A 17,294-nucleotide genomic window follows, 5' to 3' on the forward strand; every position below is an offset into this window, starting at 1 on the left:
TTTGTCAGGACCCCCCACCCCCCACCCGGCGGGCGTAACGGCCGTCACCGCGCTATCCGCGCGCTTCACGCCTTCCGGAGCCAGAACGTCAGCCCGATGGCCTCGTCCGTGAAGGTTTCGGAGCCGGTCCAGGCCGGCTTGCCGGCCGCGTAGTCCGTGGCCAGGACCTCCTCGGCGATCAGGTCGCGGTGCTCGGTCAGGGCGAGGGCGGTCTCCTCGTCCCCGGCCACGAACCGCAGCTGGACGCGGTCGGCGACGTCCAGCCCGCTGGCCTTGCGCGCCTGCTGGATCTGCCGGATGGCCTCCCGGGCCAGGCCGGCCCGGCGCAGCTGGGGCGTCAGACGCAGGTCGAGCGCCACGGTCGCGCCGGCGTCGGAGGCGACGGCCCACCCTTCCCGCGGCGTCTCGGTGAGGATGACCTCGTCCGGGCCGAGCGTGACGAGTTCGCCGTCGACCTGGACGGTCGCCACTCCCGCCGCGCGCACGGCCTTCTTGAGCGCGGCGGCGTCGGCCGCCGCGATCGCACGGGCGACCTGTTGCACGCCCTTGCCGAACCGCTTGCCGAGCGCCCGGAAGTTGGCCTTCGCCGTAGTGTCCACAAAGGAGTCGGAGGCGGGGTCGACGGTGCCGACGTTCAGCTCGGCGGCGATCTCCGCGAGCAGGTCCGGGGGCAGCTCGGCCAGGCCGGTCGCCGAGACAAGTGCGCGGGCCAGCGGCTGGCGCACCTTCATGGCCGACTCGGCCCGCGCCGCCCGGCCGAGCTCGACAAGCCGGCGGACGAGCGCCATCTGGTCGGCCAGCTCGGCGTCGACCAGGGACGCGTCGACCTCGGGAAACGCCGCAAGGTGTACCGACCGCGCCGCTCGCGGGTCGACGGACACGACGAGGTCTTGCCAGACGCGTTCGGTGACGAAGGGGGTGATCGGCGCCATCAGCAAGGTCACGGTGCGAAGCGCCTCGTGCAAGGTGGCCAGTGCGGCCGGATCGCCGCGCCAGAACCGCCGCCGGCTGCGCCGCACGTACCAGTTGGACAGGTCGTCGACGAACCCGGCGAGCAGCTTGCCGGTCTCGTGCGTGTCGAACGCCGCCAGCGCCGCGTCCACCTTACGCACCAGTTGGTTCAGCTCGGACAGCAGCCAGCGGTCGAGCACCGGCCGGTCGGCCGGCGGCGGGTCCGCGTCCGACGGCGACCAGCCGGCGGTACGGCCGTAGAGCGCCTGGAACGCGACGGTGTTCCAGTACGTCAGCAGGGTCTTGCGAACGACTTCCTGAAGCGCGGTGTGCCCGACCCGGCGCGCGGACCACGGCGAGCCGACGGCCGCCATGAACCAGCGCACCGCGTCCGCGCCGTAGGTGTCCATCAGCGAGATGGGTTCGATGATGTTGCCGAGGTGCTTGGACATCTTCCGGCCGTCTTCGGCCAGGATGTGGCCCAGGCAGACGACGTTTTCGTACGCGGAGCGGTCGAAGACCAGCGTGCCGACGGCCATCAGGGTGTAGAACCAGCCGCGCGTCTGGTCGATCGCCTCGGAGATGAACTGCGCGGGAAATCGCCGCTCGAACAGCTGCTTGTTCTTGTACGGGTAGCCGAACTGGGCGAACGGCATCGAGCCCGAGTCATACCAGGCGTCGATGACCTCGGGCACCCGGGTGGCGGTCAGCGCGCACGAGGGGCAGGTGAACGTGACGCCGTCGACGAAGGGCCGGTGCGGATCGAGCGCCGACAGGTCTTCGCCCGCCAGCCCACCCAGTTCGGCCAGTGAGCCGACACAGGTCAGGTGGCCGTCGGCGCAGCGCCAGATCGGCAGGGGAGTGCCCCAGTAGCGGTTGCGGGACAGCGCCCAGTCGACGTTGTTGGCCAGCCAGTCGCCGTACCGGCCGTGCTTGAGCGTCGCCGGCTGCCAGTTCGTGCGCTCGTTTTCCCGCAGCAGGGCGTCACGGACGGCCGTGGTCTTGACGTACCAGGACGGCTGCGCGTAGTAGATCAGCGCGGTGTGGCAGCGCCAGCAGTGCGGGTACTGGTGTTCGTACGGTGTGTGGCGCAGCAGCAGACCGGCCCGGCGCAGCTCCTCGACCAGCGGCTCGTTCGCCGCGCGGAAGAACAGACCGCCGACCAGTGGCACGTCCGGGGCGAAGGTGCCGTCCCGGCGCACCGGGTTGACCATCGGCAGCCCGTACGCCCGGCAGACGGCCAGGTCGTCCGCGCCGAACGCCGGCGACAGGTGGACCAGGCCGGTGCCGCTGTCCGTGGTGACGTAGGACGCCAGGACGACCAGATGCGCGTCGGGCACCGCCACAAGATCGAGCGGCGGACGGTAGGTCCAGCGTTCCAGCTCCTTTCCGGTGAACGATTCGCCCGTCGCCGTCCAGCCCTCGCCCAACACCGAAGCCAGCAACGGTGCCGCGACCACCACCTGCTCGGCACCGTCCGTCGCCACCACGTACGTGACCGCGGGGTTGACCGCGACGGCCGTGTTCGACACCAGCGTCCACGGCGTCGTCGTCCAGACCAGCAGCGACGCGCGCCCGGCCAGCGGGCCCGAGGTGAGCGGAAACCGGACGTAGACCGCCGGGTCGACGTCCGTCTCGTAGCCCTGTGCCAGCTCGTGGTCGGACAGCGTCGTCTGATCCCGCGGACACCACGGCGCGACGCGGAAGTCTTCGACCAGCAGGCCCTTGTCGAAGATCTGCTTGAGCGACCACCAGACCGACTCGATGTACTCCGGATCCATGGTCCGGTACGCGTCGTCCATGTCGACCCAGTAGCCCATGCGCTCGGTCAGCTCGGCGAACGCGTCGGCGTGCCGGGTCACCGACTCCCGGCACCTGGCGTTGAACTCCGCGATGCCGTACGCCTCGATGTCCTGCCGGCCGCCGAACCCGAGCTCCTTCTCGACCGCGAGCTCGACCGGCAGGCCGTGGCAGTCCCAGCCGGCCTTGCGGGCGACGTGGCGACCCTTCATCGTCTGGTAGCGCGGGAAGACGTCTTTGAACACCCGCGCCTCGATGTGGTGAGCGCCGGGCATCCCGTTCGCGGTCGGCGGCCCCTCGTAGAACACCCACTCCGGTCGCCCCCGCGACTGCTCCAGGGTCCGCGCGAAGATGCTGTTTGCCCGCCAGAACCGCAGCACCTCGTGATCGAGCGCGGGCAGGTCGGCCTGAGCCGGCACTGAGCGATACACGCATACCTCCGTCGGACACCGAAACAGCTGCCAACGGAGGGACGAGGCGAAAGCCCCGCGGTACCACCCTCCTTGACCGTGACGCGCCGTCACGGCCCACTCGAAGTGGTGCGGTCGGTTCTACTCGGCCGGGACGGCCTTTCTTCCGACGGCTCCGGGGTGATATTTCCCCGCCGAGCACACCCCCGGCTCTCACCACCCCGGGTCGCTCCTGGCTGCGTGCGACGGCTACTCGTCCCCATCCAAGCCTTGCGCCAGAATCGTACCGGCTGGCGGCTCTCACGGCAGCGCATTTTCCGCGAGCATGGCAGCGCACTTTCGCGAGCGTCTGAAGTGGACAGAGGCTCAGCCCGCTCCCGGGGGCGCGGGTGACTCCCAGCCTGGCGGGGGTGCGCTCGTCGGCCGCACCACCCGCCACGTCCCGTTGCTCTTCTCGGCCGCGTAGACGGCACCCAGGGCGCCGCTGGCCTCCTGGGGCGTCCGGTAGCGGTGAGACACCTTCCGGCGCTGTCCCGTCGCCTCTTTCACAATCAGTTCGTACGGCTCGGGGTGACCGTCGGAGTAGTCGAGACGGACCGACAGCAACGCACCTGGGTTGCCGTGATCGTCAGGATCCGCGCCTGGCCTGTGCAGGGTGGCACCCTCGACCATCCTGGGTAGCTTGACCACGGGCCGATCGTACGCCTGTTCGAAGAGGCCGTGTCAAGATCGAAATCGCGCTTCAGTGGGGGCGCCGCCCGTCGTTACATTACTTCGAGGCAGATTTCCCCCGTCCGCGTCAGCGGCGGGCCGTATGCTCCCGCGGGCGCCGCTCCCGGCCGGCGGCTCGCCAGGGCGAGCCGAAATCTCCGGCCGTCCACTGCCAGGTCCGCGGGACAAGCCCCGCGGGGGTCTTCGCGGCCCTCCGCCGCCATCCTGACGCGGCGTAACCAGCCCGGCCGCCGCGGCCCGGAGTGGGCTAGCCCTCGACGACCGGGATCCTTCGGCCGTAGTACCAGAGCCGGTTGCCTTTCACGACACTGTCACGGTGGTGAAAGGTCCATTGTGTACACAGTGCCTCAGATGCGGCGTGCGTAACGTACCGTCACCTGTGGTCGCGGGGACGCGAGTCGAGGAAGACGCGGATCGCGCGGCCGAGGCGCCGGCCGGTGGTCAGGGGTGGGGCGGCGGCGATGGCCGCTTCCAAGCGCTCCGCGTCGGCGGTCAGCTCGCCGCCGAACTCGCGCAGTGTCGCCCGGTGCATGCGGTACCAGAGCCACAGCTGCGCCGGGCCCAGCAACGGCGTCACCACGATGATCGCCAGGCCCAGACCCAGCCCGGCGCGGCGGTGGGCGACGGCGACGACCACCAGCCAGACCAGAAAGCCGGCGCTGTACCCGGTCGCGGTGGCCAACAGCGCCAGCAGCCAGCGGTTGCGCCCGGCGAGCCACCGCCGGAACCGCAGCCCGTGCCCGTGCCGCTGGAGCCGGTCACCGGTCGCGGCGAGCCGGTGGGCGACGCGCCTGCCGGCGACACGAGCGCTGTCCGATGTCGCCGCCCAGTCGACCGCGCTCAGCCGTGCGAGCAGCCGCCGCCGGTACCCCATGGGTGTGCTCCGCGGCGCGGCCGGCCGGAGCGCGACAAGGCCGGCCCACGCGGCGATGGTGATCGCCACCCCGACGACGAGCACCGCCACCCAGCCGAGGTCGGTGTCACCGGTGGCGAGGTTGACCCCGATGCCGGCGATCGAACCGGTGAGGATCGAGGTGACCGGCATCAGGATGACGTTGCGGAAATGCGCGGGCGGCAACCGTTGCATGTCGCGGTCGAGCCGCAGCAGCGGCCGGCGCAGCGGTGCCAGCACGGCGAGCGTCACGAACCCGGGCAGCACCATGACGAAGGCCAGCGTCTCCACGTACACCGCGAGGTCTCTCATCGACCCACATCATGCCTCCGCGCGGCGTTTGGTGGCCCGTGCCGGGTGGGTAACCGATCCGGCATGTCGGAGCCGCACGTCTCACTCGACCAGGCCGACCTCGGCCCGGTGCCGGAAAAGCTGCGGGGCCCGCTGGAGGAGCAGCTGAGCTCCGCCCTGCGACACGCGACGGAAGTCGTGTCCGGCGACTACCGCGATGAAAGCGTCGACGAGGTCGCCGCCAGGCTGGTCGAACAGACCCGCGCGGGCCTGCACCCGGACATCGCCGAGGCCTTCCAGCCGGACCTGGCGCGCGTCCGCCAGGTCGCCGAGTCCATTGTGCGCGGTCGGTGACGCCGGCGCCGCTGGCGGGTTTGGCCGTTACGGCCATCGACAGTGGAGCACACATCGATAGAGTGGTAGGCGCACCGTCCATACAGGATCACGTTGGGGAGATCATCGTGCGCATGCGAGTCGTGACCGTCGCCGCCCTCTTGACCGCCACCGGAGCAGCCGTCGTCCTCGGCCTGGCCCAGGCCGGGGCCGCCCTGGCGGGCTACACCTGGTCCAACTAGCCGGCGAAGACCCGTGGCGGCGGAAAACATCGACGGCGTCGTCGACGCGCTCGCCGCGATCGTGCGCGCGGCATACGCCGCCGGTGACCGCGTGGGCTACTTCGCCTCGCTGTACCGCCAGGTGACGGTCGAGGTTCGCACGGCCATCCACAACGGAGAGTTCGACGACGGCGCGCGGATGGATCGGTTCGACACCATCTTCGGCAACCGGTACTTCGCCGCGTACGACGCCTGGCAGCGCGACCGGAGCGGGCCGCGCTGCTGGCGCGAGGCGTTCGGCCTGGTCGACCGCGGAGACACCATCATCGTGCAACACCTGCTGCTCGGTGTGAGCGCCCACATCAACCTGGATCTCGCCATCGCCGCCGCGGAGACGTCACCGGGCCAGGAGATCCACGGTCTGCACCGCGACTTCCAGCTGATAAACGACATCCTCGCCCGGGTGGCGCTCGCGGTACAGGAGGCGGTCGGCGCGGTCTCGCCATACCTGTGGCTCCTGGACCGCTTCGGCGGCCGCACCGACGAGCAGATCCTCGACTTCAGCATCCGGCAAGCCCGGCGGGAGGCCTGGCAAAACGCGGTCCTCCTCGCCGGGCAGACCGGCGCACAACGCGCGGAGACGGTCGACCGCCTCGACGTACGGGCCGCGGTGCTCGCGAGGCTGATCGCCCGTCCGAGCGGCCTGCTACGCCCGGCGATGGAAATCATCGCGGCCACCGAGAGCGACGACGTGCCAGCCGTGATCACACACCTCGACCACGCCGCGGAGCGGTGACCGGGGTCGAGGTCGCCGCGGCTCCTCCTGCGGTTACTCGCGGTGACCGCGCCTCTGTCTGATCTGGTGCCCGTCGCCCTCGGCAATGGACATCGTGGACAAAGGACCGTGCGTCCCTGGGTGAGCGTGGCCAGCGGCGGACCGGGTGAGTCCGCGACAGCAGTGGCATGGACCGCGACGGCGTCGAGCTTTCGAGACCGCGGCGACCTTGCCGCCGAAAAGGTATCTAGATCCACTTGGGGTGTCTCTTGCCGGCCGCAAGAGACGCGACAAATGGTTCATCGGCGGCCGCGAAGGTGCCCTGAGGGTGTGCGCGGGTCGCATGGCTATGCGCTGCTCGGCATTCCTGCGAAGACACCGCGACCGCGAAAGGTCTCCTAGCTGAGGGGCGGCGTTCGATGGGCCGCGAGCCACCCCGTGGCGAAGTCGACGAGTGCGCGCTGGCGCATCAGCCGGCACTCGGCCGCGCCCACCCGGCCGGTAAGCGCGCCGCCGGTCGTCTCGAACGCGGCGCCCGCCTGGTGGAAGTCGCTCTCGTCGATGGCGACGTCCTGCCAGCGGACCCAGGTCTGCCCGTCAGGCGCGCGCACCGCGGCACCCTCCCACCGCCGCGGTGGGTTCGGCTGCCGGTACTCGGCCAGGTGCAGTGAGGTGTTGGTGTGGTGTCCCGCGCCCAGCAGCAGCACGTCGCCGTCCAGCCGGTAGACCGCGCCTAGCGGGGAGTGCTCGCCGAGCATGTCGTCGACCTGGTGGCCGCCCACGACGGCTTCGGCGGACGGGCCGACGGCCGCGAACGACACCTGGGGATGGTCGCTGCGGCGCGCGCCGGGCCACGTGCGCACCGTCTCCGCGACCAGGCCCATCCACCGGCTCGGCGTCACCGCCGGGTCGAACGCGGGCATGTGCGCGCGGATCACCGGCCACCACGACTCGGGCACCGGCGGGTGCTGCCAGCCGGCCGGGTCGCTGTTGTCCGGGGTGTGCGTGGGCACCACCAGGGTGCCGTCCGGGCCGAGCGCGTCGAGCAGCGCCTGGACCACCGCGACCGGACCGCCGCAGACCCAGCCGAGGGCCTTCAGCGACGAGTGCACCAGCAGCACCGACCCGCGCCGCACGCCGAGCAGGCTCAGGTCGTCGGCGAGCGAGGCGCGCGTGTGCGGCAGGTCGGTAGCGATCAGCCGACCTTACCGGGCGACGCGCCACCGGCAGCGGCCCGCTACAGGCCTTTCGCACGCTCGTGGTCGGCGGCCACACGGACGTCGCGAAAGTCGATGACGGCCGCGCGAGCGACGCTGATCAGCGCGGCGGGATCGCCCCGGGCGAGCAGCAGCACGTCATCGAGCACCCGGGCGGGTATCTCCAGCTCGCGTGGGCCGTAGCAGTCGTGCCAGGCCATGTCCGTGAGGTGTAGCAGATCCAGCGCGGCCTCGACCTCCCGAGGAGCGAACGACGCCTCGACGAGAGGTTTGCGCTCCTGACGGCGTTGTGCACTCCCGACCGCCATGAGACCCCCTCGACCGTGCCCGCCAGCGGGATCCCCAATGTAAGCCCACGCCCCAGGGTGCAGGACCGGGCCGCCGGACCGTCACCCGGGTAGGGCGCCGCCGGGTGGCCGGTCGACCTGTGCGGCCAGCTTTTTCGGCGCGAGGACGCGGTAGCTCTCGGTGAGAAGCTCGCCGACCTCGGTCCAGTCGACGTCTCTGTCGAGCACCATGCCGACCACGTCGGCGCCCCAGCCCGGCTTGAAGAACGGGTAGCCACCGGTGACGAGGCCGTCGATCTCGTCGCCGGGGGACCGGAACGTCAACACGCACGTCGGGCCGTCGATCGCGGCGGCCCGCGCGTAGGCCATCTGGTGGTCGGGGTCGGCGGTGAGCACGTGGGCGAACGTGCGCTTGCGGACGCGCCAGCGGATGCCCACCCACGCCGGCTCCTCGTAGGTCTCCGGCAGCCCGAGGCAGATCGGCCGGAGCCGGTCGAGGACTTCGGGAGGAACGTCTGCGGGGCCGGTCACGCGCCGGACGCTATCCGGTGGGTCCGACAATCCTCCGCGGTCCCGGACCGTACCGAGCTCGTCATAGATGATCATCAGCGTGGTATTTCGCTTCGCGGCCGCCGCCGATAGCGTGAGATCGAGGCGAGGAGTCGACATATGGCCATGTCTGTCAGTCGTCGTGCCCTGCTGGCCGCCACCGCCGGTGCCGGCGCCGGCCTGACCGTGCCCGGGGTCGCCGCCCACGCGAGCGACCGCCGGACCACCCGGGTGAGTTTCGTCCTCGACGCCGAAGTGCTCGACGGCGGCGAGCAGGTCACCTCGGTCACCCTCCACACCGCTCGGCTCGGCCGGATCGACCCGGCCAGCCTGACGACCGGCACCTTCAGCGTGCACGCCAAGGCCACCAGCCCGATCCCGATCGCCCCCGGAGACCAGATCTTCAGCGAGTACGACCTGGACCGCGCGGTCACCGCGATCCGGCTCGACCGGCGCGGAAACATCGTCCTCGACCTCAGCCACGGCGAGGGCCAGCTCGGCGGCGGCACCCTCGGATACATCCTGAGCAAGGGCCGCAACGTGCGGCTCGACCTCGTCTACACGATCACGCAGCACGCCCCGATCGCGCTGCGCGGCGGCCGCCCGGTCACCATCACCCGCTTCGACCAGGGCCGGCTGGTCAACCCCGAGGTCGACGCGTTCAGCTACCACCGCTCCGGCTCGGGCATGAAGTACCGGCTGTACACGCCCACCGCGCGCGGCCGGCGTCCGCTGGTCGTCTGGCTGCACGGCGGCGGCGAGGGCGCGTCCCTGCCGGACGGCTACTACGACAACGAGACCACGCTGCGGGCCAACCGCGGCGCGCTCGGCTTCGCCACGCGGGAGGCGCAACGGGTCTTCTCGGGCGCCTACGTCGTCGCCCCGCAGAGCACCTCGTACTGGCTCGAGGACGGTCCCCGCTTCGCCCCGCTGATCCGCGAGATCGTTCGCGATCTCGTCCGCCGGCACAGCGTCGACCCCGAGCGTGTCTACGTCGCCGGATGCAGCAACGGCGGCTACATGAGCATGAAGATGACGACCGTCTATCCTGACCTCTTCGCCGCGTCCGTGCCGATCTGCGGCGTCGTCACGTCCCTCCAGCCCGGCGGGCCGACCATGATCACCGACGCCGAGCTGCGCGGGATCAGCACCCCGACCTGGCTGGTCACCTCCCGCGACGACACGACGGTGCCGCCCGAGCCCAACACCGTGCACGCGCACGAGCTCATCCCCGGCGCCCTCATGAGCCTGTACGACAACGTCATCTGGGACGGTCACCAGTTTCCGGGCCACTGGTCGTGGATCTACGTCGCCCGCAACGACCCGAGCATCGGCCGGACCCACATCTGGCAGTGGATGGCCGCGCAACGACGCTGATCGGATCGCCCCGATCCTATTGAGGCATATTTGCCCGCGTCCGCGTCACCTGCGGACCGTTTGCTCCCGCGGGCACCGCTCCGGTCGGCGGCTCGCAGAGCGAGCCGAAGTCCCCGACCTCCGCTGCCGGGTCCGCGGCGCAAGACCAAACCGCGTGACCAACGGCGGACGGGTGCGGCCGCGGGAGCAGCGGTCTGGACCACGACGGACATCGCGGTAGCTCAAATCACCAAAATGGCATTGTCTCTAGTCAATGTTGAAGATCGATGCTATGAATTGGTGGGCCGCGCGGGCAAGCAATCAGGGCAATGTCATCATCACCCTTTCTGCATTGTCGTACTTTTTTGGGGAGAAATACTACATGAGTGAAGATCAGGACGGTTGGCCGCGGGCTCGATGGCGGCGTTCGGCGAAAACGGTCATCGCCGCGGCGGCGATGACCGCCGTGGCCGCCGTGCTCGCCATCGGAGTCACGGGGGGCATGGCTGCCGCCAGCGAGCGTGCCTCGCTCGCCGCCCCCGCGGTTTCCAGCGTCGCCGCCGGCTACGAACACACGTGTGCGATCCCCACCGACGGGACGCTCTGGTGCTGGGGCGGCAACTTCACCGGCGCGCTCGGCGACGGCACCACCGAGGGCCGGACCACCCCGGTCCGTATCGGCGACGCCACCACCTGGGCCAGGATCGACGCCGGCACCAGCGACACGTGCGCGATCCGGACGGATGGCACGCTGTGGTGCTGGGGCGGCAACCACCGGGGTCAGCTCGGTGACGGCACCACCACCAACCGGAGCGCCCCGGTGCGCGTCGGCACCGCCACCACGTGGGCCAGCGTCAGCGCCGGCGACAGCCACACCTGCGCCACCCGGACCGACGGCACGCTGTGGTGCTGGGGCAGCAACCGCAGCGCGCAGCTGGGTGTCGGCGCATCCGTCTACACCGCCACCACGCCGGTGCAGGTCGGCACGGCGACGACCTGGGCGAGCGTCGCGACCGGCTTCGCGCACACCTGCGCCACCCGCACCGACGGCACGCTGTGGTGCTGGGGCGACAGCTCGTCCGGACAGCTCGGTGTCGGCGTTCTGAGCTACCGGGAAACTCCGACGCAGGTCGGCACGGTCACCACGTGGGCCCGGGTCACGGCCGGATACACCTTCACCTGCGCGACGCGCGCCGACGGCACCATGTGGTGCTGGGGCGACAACGGGTACGGGCAGCTGGGTGTCAGCGGCACCCACCAGACCACGCCGGTCCAGGTCGGCAACACCACCACCTGGAGCAGGATCGACGCGGGCTTCACCGCGGCGTGCGCGTCCCGCACCGACGGCAGCCTGTGGTGCTGGGGCAACAACATGACCGGACAGCTCGGCGACGGCACCACGACCAACCGGTCCACCCCCACCCGGGTCGGCACCGCCACCACCTGGACCGGCGGCCTCGCGCTCAGCTATCACAGCTGCGCGGTCCACACCGACGGCGGCCTGTGGTGCTGGGGCAACAACATGTCCAGCCAACTGGGCGACGGCACCACCACCCAACGGACGACCCCGGCACAGGTGATCCTTCCGGGCTGACCGCGCTATGCCGTCGGCCTGCGCCGCGTCGCGGCGCAGGCCGACGGCATGGTCGTGTTCAGGATCGCGGGATGGGCAGCTCACGAAGCGGATCCCCGCCGTCGACGAAGAGGCGGGCGTGCGGGGTGGTCGCCTCGGCGACGCGTCGCAGCACGTGCCGGCCGGCCTGAGGATGGCGCCCGTCGAGGGCACCCACCCGAACAGCGAATACGAGGTCGAACGGCTCTTCGCCGGCTTGCAACGCGAACTCTTCGGCCGCGACCTGCCGCAGGCTCATCCGTCCGGACCGGATCTCGTCTGTCGAGGCGCCTTCGGCTTGGGCGATGGCGGCGGCGGACCTGTCGATGGCGAGGATGTGGCCGGTGGTAAGCCGGGCGGCGACCGCTCGTGCCGCCGCCCCCGGACCGCAGCCGATTTCGAGCACCCGAAAGTGCGGCTGGATCGGCAGCGCGTCCACGACGGCGGCGAGGCGGCGTGACAGTTGTGCCGGCACAGGTTGGATCGTAGCGTCGCCGGATAGCCATGTATCTCGAAGGCCGTCTATATTGAGGTTCTCGTGGTCTATCTGGCTGGGGAGGATCGCGATGGCCGTTGCCGCAAGGCTGCGCGAGCATTGGTGGCCAGCCTCTTCGACGATCCAGAGCCGGCCGCTGGCGTCGCGCCGGGATGACGTCGTCACCCTGCTGGCCGGCATCTGGTTTGTCATCGGGCTGTTTGTCGACGCGTGGGCCCACTCCAACCGGCCGCAGCTGGAGACGTTCTTCACGCCGTGGCACGCCGTCTTCTACTCTGGCTTCGTCGCCACCGCCGGCTGGGTCTGCTGGCTGGTGTGGCGCAACATCCTGACCGGCCGTCGCGGCATCGACGCCGTCCCGGTCGGCTACGGGCTGACCATATTGGCGCTGGGCGTGTTCCTGCTCTCGGCGCTGGCGGACCTGATCTGGCACAGCGTCTTCGGTATCGAACAGAGCCTCGCCGCGGTCTTCAGCCCGAGCCACCTCGGGCTCGGCGCGTCGATGCTGCTGATCCTCACCAGCCCGCTGCGGTCGGCCTGGGCCAACCCGACGATGCCGGCCGCGCCGCCGCTGTCCCGTTTCCTGCCCGCCGCGCTCAGCGCCGGCGCGGCCGCCGGCCTCTTCGGGCTGTATCTCACGTTCGCCAACGCCGCGGGCTGGTCGGCCGAGTCGATCGTCCAGGCGTTCTCGACCATCCGCGAGGGCGACGGCACGACCCGGACCCGGGCCGCCACCTTGGCCGGCGACATCGCCCTCACCAACGCCATGCTGCTGGCGCCGATGCTCCTGCTGGCCCGCAGATGGCCGATACCGCCAGGGACCGCGACCGCGGTGTACGGCGTCTTCGGATTTCTGAGCTGCTCGGTGGACGCCTTCGAATACCCCTCGACGTTCGCCGCGATCGTGCTGGCCGGGATAGCGGTGGACGCGCTGGTCTGGTGGCTCCGGCCGAGCCCGGGCCGCCGTGGCCGGTACTGGACCTTCGCCGCCCTGGCCGCACTGGTGACCTGGAGCATCTACCTCGCGGCCGCCTCGATCGCCGCGGGCGGGCTGCCCGACGTGGTCGAGTACTGGACGGGCATGCCGGTCATCGCGGCACTGCACGGGCTGCTGCTCGGCGTCCTCTTCCTACCCGACACCAGGCACCAACCCGCCGCCGCACACTAGTGGCGCGTTACTCGTACCGGTACTTCAGCGCGTCCGCCTCCGTCTGCTCGATGTCGGCGATCGTCAGCTCCGGCATCCGCAGCTGGGCCAGTGTCACCTCGGCCGAGGTCGGCTGGGCGTGCGCCGGCAGCCACTGATCCGGCTTCCAGACCGCGCCGCGCAGGAACGCCTTGGGACAGTGCGGGTAGACCTCCTCGATCCCCAGCACCAGCGCGCTGGCCGGCGGCTTGCCCACGGCGGTCAGCCGCGACAGCAGATCTGGGCGGGTGGAGACGCAGGCCCGCCCGTTTACCCTCAGCGTCGTGGTGCGCCCCGGGATGACGAACAGCAGCGCGGCCCGTCCGGTGGCGACGACGTTTTGGAGGCTGTCCAGACGCTTGTTGCCGGTCGCGTCCGGTATCGCCACCGTCCGTGAGTCCAGGACGCTGACGAAGCCGGCGGGGCCGCCGCGCGGGGAGATGTCACAGCCGCCCTCGGCGTCCACGCTGGCGACAAGCACCAGCGACGCGCAGCCGATCAACCGCCGGGTCTGTTCGGTGAGCTCGGTCATCTGCTTGCGCACCGCCCTGTCGCCGGGCAGCTCGTAGACCCGGCGCAACGCCTCCAGGTCGCGCACGGCGTCGAGGCGCAGCGAGTCGAAGGCGCTGGCGGCGAGGGCTTCTTTCATTCACCGACTCTACCTTTTGCCGTCAGTTCTCCGGGGTGCGCAGCACGGTGTCGAGCCGGCCGTCCCGGTCGCGGTCGATGTAGGTGACGTCCGGCACCCCGTCACCGTCGAGGTCGAGCTGCACCACGTCGGCGATGCCGTCGCCATCGAAGTCGGTGACCACCTCCACCGAGCCGTCCGGGTGCCGGCTCACAATCGAGCGAGCCTGGGTGTCCACCTCGCGTGGCGGCGCGGAGGCGGCCGCCCGCGCCGGCCGTGGGCCGGGCTCGCTGTCGTACACCGGCTCCACGCCGGCGCCGGCCGGCTCGATCTCCTCTTCCGAGGGGTAGACGGCGCCGCGCAAGGCCGGATCACGGTAGCTGCTCATCGGGGTACGGTTCCCCGATGGCGCCGGCGGTAACCGTGATTCGTTCCTCCAGCCAGGCGAGCAGCGCGCTGGTGTATTCGGGGCTGATGGATTCGGGCGTGTCGGCGCCGGCGAGCGTCGGTGCGTGCGTACAGCCGGCGAGCTCACGGATGGTCAGGTCACGGGTGCCGGCGGCGCGCCGCCATATGTCGATGCTTTGCTCGGCCGGGGTCCATTCGTCCTTCTCGCCGTAGAACAGCAGCGTCGGGCAGCGCACCTGTGCGATGAACGGCTCGGGGTCATAGTCCATGTCGTCCCAGGTGCCAGGGTGGTCGCGGAGGTCGCGGGGGACGTAGGCCAGTGGAAACCAGGGCCGGTCGGCATAGCGGTCGACGACCGTTTGAGCGCTCCGGCGGTCGATGAGCCCGCGGACCACGCTCTCGAGGGCTTGGCGTAGCGCGGCCAGCTCGGCGAGGTCGGCGTCACCGTAACCGTTCAGCAGCAACTGTTGGGCGGTCCCGTACCGCATCTGGAGCGCTGGGCTCACCCCGCAGGTGCCGATCAGGATGAGGAATGCGATCAGCTCCGGCTGGCGGGCCGCCACCGCGGTCGCCGGCCAGGTGCCCTGGCTCCAGCCCCACAGACCCACAGGGACACCGCCGATCTCGCGGCGCAACCGTGCGACCGCCGCCAGGGCGTCGTCCGCCTGGACGGCAAACGGCACGTCGCCGTGCGCGCGCGGGCGGCGGTCGAAGCGCAGCACTGCCACGCCAGCCCGGGAAAGCACGCGTCCCAGATGCTCGTACAGCAAAGACGAACGCTGCGGTGTGGCTGAGCCGTGGAGGACGACCACGCCGGCGCGCGCGGGACCGTTGGGCGGTGTGTCCAATGTGGCGGGCAGCGAGACATCCTCAGCGTCGACATAAAGCTCCACACGGCCAGTATGGGCGTCATCCGGACCGTGGTGGTATCGCGCCGGTCTTGCGGGCGATCAGTGGAGAATGCTTGCCGGCGTGGGCGAGTTGCCATCGCAGGTTCAGCGGTTCGCTCGGGTTGGCTGTCGGGCCGTAGTGGGCGGCCAGCGCGTCTTTGACTCCCAGAAACAGCCACGCCCAGTAGGTCGGTCGCACGAGGTGCCACTCAAGGTCTGACAGCGGGCGCACCTCGTCGTAACCTCGTAGCACGTCGTCCTGGTACCCGCGCCAGGACAGCGCGAAGTCGGCGACCTGGAAGGTGTGGTGGGTGGCTTCGAAGTCGAGCAGGCCGGTCAGCCGTCCGTCGTCGAAGAGCAGGTTCCACGGCGTGAAGTCACCGTGGATGACGCTGCGCGGCGCGTCCGGGTCGGGGTGGTCGGTGAACCACAACGCCGCGGCCTCCTGACAGCGCCGCAGCGTACGTCCCTGGTCCGGGTTCGCCTCCTCGTGCCGCCGAAGCCAGCGCTCCAGCTCGGGGTCTGTGACGACGTCCGCGGGTGCGTGAAACCCGCCTCGCTGATCGTCGATGCCCGTGGCCGCCGCGGCCGAGTGGAGCCGCGCCAACAGCCGGCCGCGGGCTCGCCGTTCGGCGGGCTTGTCCTTCTCGGCGGGGCGCGCGGGTCGGCCGGGTAGCCGGTGGAGCAGCACCCACGCTCCGTTCGGGCCGATCAGCGGTTCCTCGACCGGTTCGGGGGTAGGCCAGCCCTGGGCCCGCAGCGCCGCCGCGACCCGCAACGGGTACCGCCAGTCAGGAAAGGTCGCATCGTCGAAGTACTTCACGATTACCGCGGTACCTTTTCGCGTGGCCTCCCAGGTGCCGTTCAACCGGTTCGCGAGTACCGGGCCGGGCGTCAGCCGCCAACGCGCGCACACTTCGGGATCGATCACCGAGGTTGCTTTCGGCCGCGCCGTATCGGTCACGCGTCCGCCTCCCTGGCGGCCCTGTCGCCCAGTCTTTACGAGGCGGTGTTTTCCTTGGCGTCCAGGAAGAGGCCGATGGCCTCGACGACGAGGCGGTGGTCGTCGAGTTGCGGTAGGCCCGAGACGGTGACGGTGCCGACCGGGCCGGTGCCCTTGAGGATGATCGGGAAGCAGCCGCCGTGCGCGGCGTACAAAGCCGCATCGAGGTGGGGTTCCTCGTCGAAGGTCTTGCCGCGGTCGCGGTAGGACTGGCCGACGAGGTAGGAGCTGTGGCCGAACCGGCGCACGACGCGGATCTTGCGTTCGATCCAGTCGTCGTTGTCGGCGGAGGTGCCGGCGAGCGCGTAGTGGAAGAGTTGGTGGTCGCCGCGGCGGATGTCGACGGTGATCGCGTGGCCGCGCTCTCTGGCGAGCCTGACCAGCAGGTTTCCCAGGTCCCAGGCGTCGTCATGGTCAAAGCGGTCGAACTGGAGGCGTTCTTCCTGCTCCTGAAGCTCCGGCGTCACGGCGTACCGCTCCCTTCCTCGATCCTCGCGAACGATCTAAGCAGAGGCCAACGTCCTAAGCAGAGGTCCTCGTCGAGGTCCACCGGCCGTGCAGCCGCAGCTCGCCGAGGACCGCGCCGACCAGGGCGGCGGTCAGGACGAACTCCTTCACTTGGCCGTGCACCAGCAGGTACAGCCGCTCGGCGACCGTAGGCCCGTCGTTCAACACGGCCCCTCGGTCATGGCGTTGGCACCGGCTCCACACGCCGGCGCAGCAGGCAGAACTCGTTGCCCTCGGGATCCGCGAGCACGTGCCAGCTTTCGTTTCCGGTCTGGCCGACGTCGGCCCGCCGGGCGCCCGCCGCGAGCAGCCGCTCGAGCTCCGCGTCCTGGTCGCGGTCGGTCGGGTTGACGTCGATGTGCAGGCGCAGCTTGCCTGTCTTGGGCTCGTCGGTCGGGCTGAGCACGATGGTCGGCTGCGGGCCGCCGAAGCCGGCGTCGGCCGGGCCGATCTCGATGGCGCCGTCGTCCGCGCGCTCCAGCTCGACATAGCCGAGAACCTCGCACCAGAAGCGGGCGAGCAGCTCGGGATCGTGTACGTCCAGCACGAGCTCGGTTATCCGGCAAGCCATCCCCACACCATAGCGACGCGGTGCTCACCGCCCGCCCCCTCGCGTCGCATGCGGCGGGCGCCGACCGCCAGCAACCCGGCCGACGGCAGGAAGACGACGGCTCCCAGGATCGGTGCCTCCAGTGCGCTGTTCGGCACGCGCAACGTGTCCTCGCCCTCGTCCACCGGCGGACCTCGCCT

Annotated in this window: 20 protein-coding genes; 5 read left to right on the top strand and 15 right to left on the bottom strand. The window is 70.6% G+C overall.

The features are described from left to right. Positions 1-65 precede the first annotated feature (65 nt). The 3 genes from ileS to ACTMTJ_RS21265 all read right to left on the bottom strand — a co-directional run bounded on the left by ileS (position 66) and on the right by ACTMTJ_RS21265 (position 5,097). A complete protein-coding gene (gene ileS / locus ACTMTJ_RS21255; RefSeq protein ID WP_441219171.1) occupies positions 66-3,182 on the bottom strand; it encodes an isoleucine--tRNA ligase in 3,117 nt (1,038 codons plus the stop codon). 345 nt (positions 3,183-3,527) lie between these two features. Then, positions 3,528-3,851: a hypothetical protein gene (locus ACTMTJ_RS21260; protein WP_441219173.1), complete on the bottom strand. Its 324-nt coding sequence runs from the start codon at positions 3,849-3,851 to the stop codon at positions 3,528-3,530. A 415-nt stretch (positions 3,852-4,266) separates the two neighbouring features. Beyond that, the gene (locus ACTMTJ_RS21265) at positions 4,267-5,097 is read right to left on the bottom strand and encodes a hypothetical protein (RefSeq protein WP_441219175.1); all 831 of its coding nucleotides are present in this window, start codon (positions 5,095-5,097) and stop codon (positions 4,267-4,269) included. Positions 5,098-5,160: 63 nt separating this feature from the next. On the opposite strand from ACTMTJ_RS21265, the gene ACTMTJ_RS21270 reads away from it, so the two are divergent. Together ACTMTJ_RS21270 and ACTMTJ_RS21275 are read left to right on the top strand one after the other, a co-directional pair. Next, complete coding sequence (locus tag ACTMTJ_RS21270; RefSeq protein ID WP_441219176.1) at positions 5,161-5,430, top strand: hypothetical protein; 270 nt, start codon at positions 5,161-5,163, stop codon at positions 5,428-5,430. 234 nt (positions 5,431-5,664) lie between these two features. After that, on the top strand, positions 5,665-6,426 hold the full coding sequence (locus tag ACTMTJ_RS21275; protein WP_441219178.1) for a DUF5995 family protein: 762 nt from the start codon (positions 5,665-5,667) through the stop codon (positions 6,424-6,426). 377 nt (positions 6,427-6,803) lie between these two features. On the opposite strand, the gene ACTMTJ_RS21280 is transcribed toward ACTMTJ_RS21275, so the two are convergent. The 3 genes from ACTMTJ_RS21280 to ACTMTJ_RS21290 form a co-directional block, all read right to left on the bottom strand. After that, on the bottom strand, positions 6,804-7,541 hold the full coding sequence (locus ACTMTJ_RS21280) for an aminoglycoside N(3)-acetyltransferase (protein WP_441219180.1): 738 nt from the start codon (positions 7,539-7,541) through the stop codon (positions 6,804-6,806). Between the two features lie 101 nt (positions 7,542-7,642). Then, positions 7,643-7,930 carry a hypothetical protein gene (locus ACTMTJ_RS21285; RefSeq protein WP_441219182.1) on the bottom strand — a complete coding sequence of 96 codons (288 nt, stop codon included), beginning with the start codon at positions 7,928-7,930 and terminating at the stop codon, positions 7,643-7,645. 81 nt (positions 7,931-8,011) lie between these two features. Further along, a complete protein-coding gene (locus ACTMTJ_RS21290; RefSeq protein ID WP_441219184.1) occupies positions 8,012-8,440 on the bottom strand; it encodes an MmcQ/YjbR family DNA-binding protein in 429 nt (142 codons plus the stop codon). Between the two features lie 144 nt (positions 8,441-8,584). Between ACTMTJ_RS21290 and ACTMTJ_RS21295 the strand changes: the two genes are divergently transcribed. Then, the gene (locus ACTMTJ_RS21295; protein ID WP_441219186.1) at positions 8,585-9,835 is read left to right on the top strand and encodes a prolyl oligopeptidase family serine peptidase; all 1,251 of its coding nucleotides are present in this window, start codon (positions 8,585-8,587) and stop codon (positions 9,833-9,835) included. 361 nt (positions 9,836-10,196) lie between these two features. Then, positions 10,197-11,408, top strand: coding sequence for an RCC1 domain-containing protein (locus ACTMTJ_RS21300; RefSeq protein ID WP_441219188.1), 1,212 nt, complete (start codon positions 10,197-10,199; stop codon positions 11,406-11,408). A gap of 58 nt (positions 11,409-11,466) precedes the next feature. Here the strand turns inward: ACTMTJ_RS21300 and ACTMTJ_RS21305 are convergent, their stop codons facing one another. Beyond that, a complete protein-coding gene (locus tag ACTMTJ_RS21305) occupies positions 11,467-11,901 on the bottom strand; it encodes a methyltransferase domain-containing protein (RefSeq protein ID WP_441219190.1) in 435 nt (144 codons plus the stop codon). Positions 11,902-11,992: 91 nt separating this feature from the next. Between ACTMTJ_RS21305 and ACTMTJ_RS21310 the strand changes: the two genes are divergently transcribed. Next, complete coding sequence (locus ACTMTJ_RS21310; RefSeq protein ID WP_441219192.1) at positions 11,993-13,090, top strand: hypothetical protein; 1,098 nt, start codon at positions 11,993-11,995, stop codon at positions 13,088-13,090. 7 nt (positions 13,091-13,097) lie between these two features. On the opposite strand, the gene ACTMTJ_RS21315 is transcribed toward ACTMTJ_RS21310, so the two are convergent. Genes ACTMTJ_RS21315 through ACTMTJ_RS21350 form a run of 8 tightly spaced genes read right to left on the bottom strand, consistent with a single transcriptional unit; the run spans position 13,098 to position 17,279 of the window. After that, positions 13,098-13,757 carry an MSMEG_1061 family FMN-dependent PPOX-type flavoprotein gene (locus ACTMTJ_RS21315; protein WP_441219194.1) on the bottom strand — a complete coding sequence of 220 codons (660 nt, stop codon included), beginning with the start codon at positions 13,755-13,757 and terminating at the stop codon, positions 13,098-13,100. Positions 13,758-13,779: 22 nt separating this feature from the next. After that, positions 13,780-14,124 carry a hypothetical protein gene (locus ACTMTJ_RS21320; protein WP_441219196.1) on the bottom strand — a complete coding sequence of 115 codons (345 nt, stop codon included), beginning with the start codon at positions 14,122-14,124 and terminating at the stop codon, positions 13,780-13,782. Then, on the bottom strand, positions 14,108-15,037 hold the full coding sequence (locus ACTMTJ_RS21325) for an alpha/beta hydrolase family protein (protein ID WP_441219198.1): 930 nt from the start codon (positions 15,035-15,037) through the stop codon (positions 14,108-14,110). The genes ACTMTJ_RS21320 and ACTMTJ_RS21325 overlap by 17 nt, the downstream gene beginning before the upstream one ends. Positions 15,038-15,053: 16 nt before the next feature. After that, a complete protein-coding gene (locus tag ACTMTJ_RS21330; RefSeq protein ID WP_441219200.1) occupies positions 15,054-15,998 on the bottom strand; it encodes a phosphotransferase enzyme family protein in 945 nt (314 codons plus the stop codon). 35 nt (positions 15,999-16,033) lie between these two features. Further along, complete coding sequence (locus ACTMTJ_RS21335) at positions 16,034-16,504, bottom strand: heme-degrading domain-containing protein (RefSeq protein WP_441219201.1); 471 nt, start codon at positions 16,502-16,504, stop codon at positions 16,034-16,036. A 55-nt stretch (positions 16,505-16,559) separates the two neighbouring features. After that, a complete protein-coding gene (locus ACTMTJ_RS21340) occupies positions 16,560-16,709 on the bottom strand; it encodes a hypothetical protein (RefSeq protein ID WP_441219203.1) in 150 nt (49 codons plus the stop codon). 13 nt (positions 16,710-16,722) lie between these two features. Further along, positions 16,723-17,115 (bottom strand): VOC family protein, encoded by a 393-nt coding sequence (locus ACTMTJ_RS21345; protein WP_441219205.1) that lies wholly within the window; start codon positions 17,113-17,115, stop codon positions 16,723-16,725. Then, entirely contained in the window at positions 17,100-17,279 is a 180-nt protein-coding gene (locus ACTMTJ_RS21350) for a hypothetical protein (protein WP_441219207.1), read from the bottom strand. The genes ACTMTJ_RS21345 and ACTMTJ_RS21350 overlap by 16 nt, the downstream gene beginning before the upstream one ends. Between the last annotated feature and the right edge of the window lie 15 nt (positions 17,280-17,294).

It is taken from the genome of Phytohabitans sp. LJ34 (assembly GCF_052068095.1).
Taxonomy (GTDB): domain Bacteria; phylum Actinomycetota; class Actinomycetes; order Mycobacteriales; family Micromonosporaceae; genus Phytohabitans.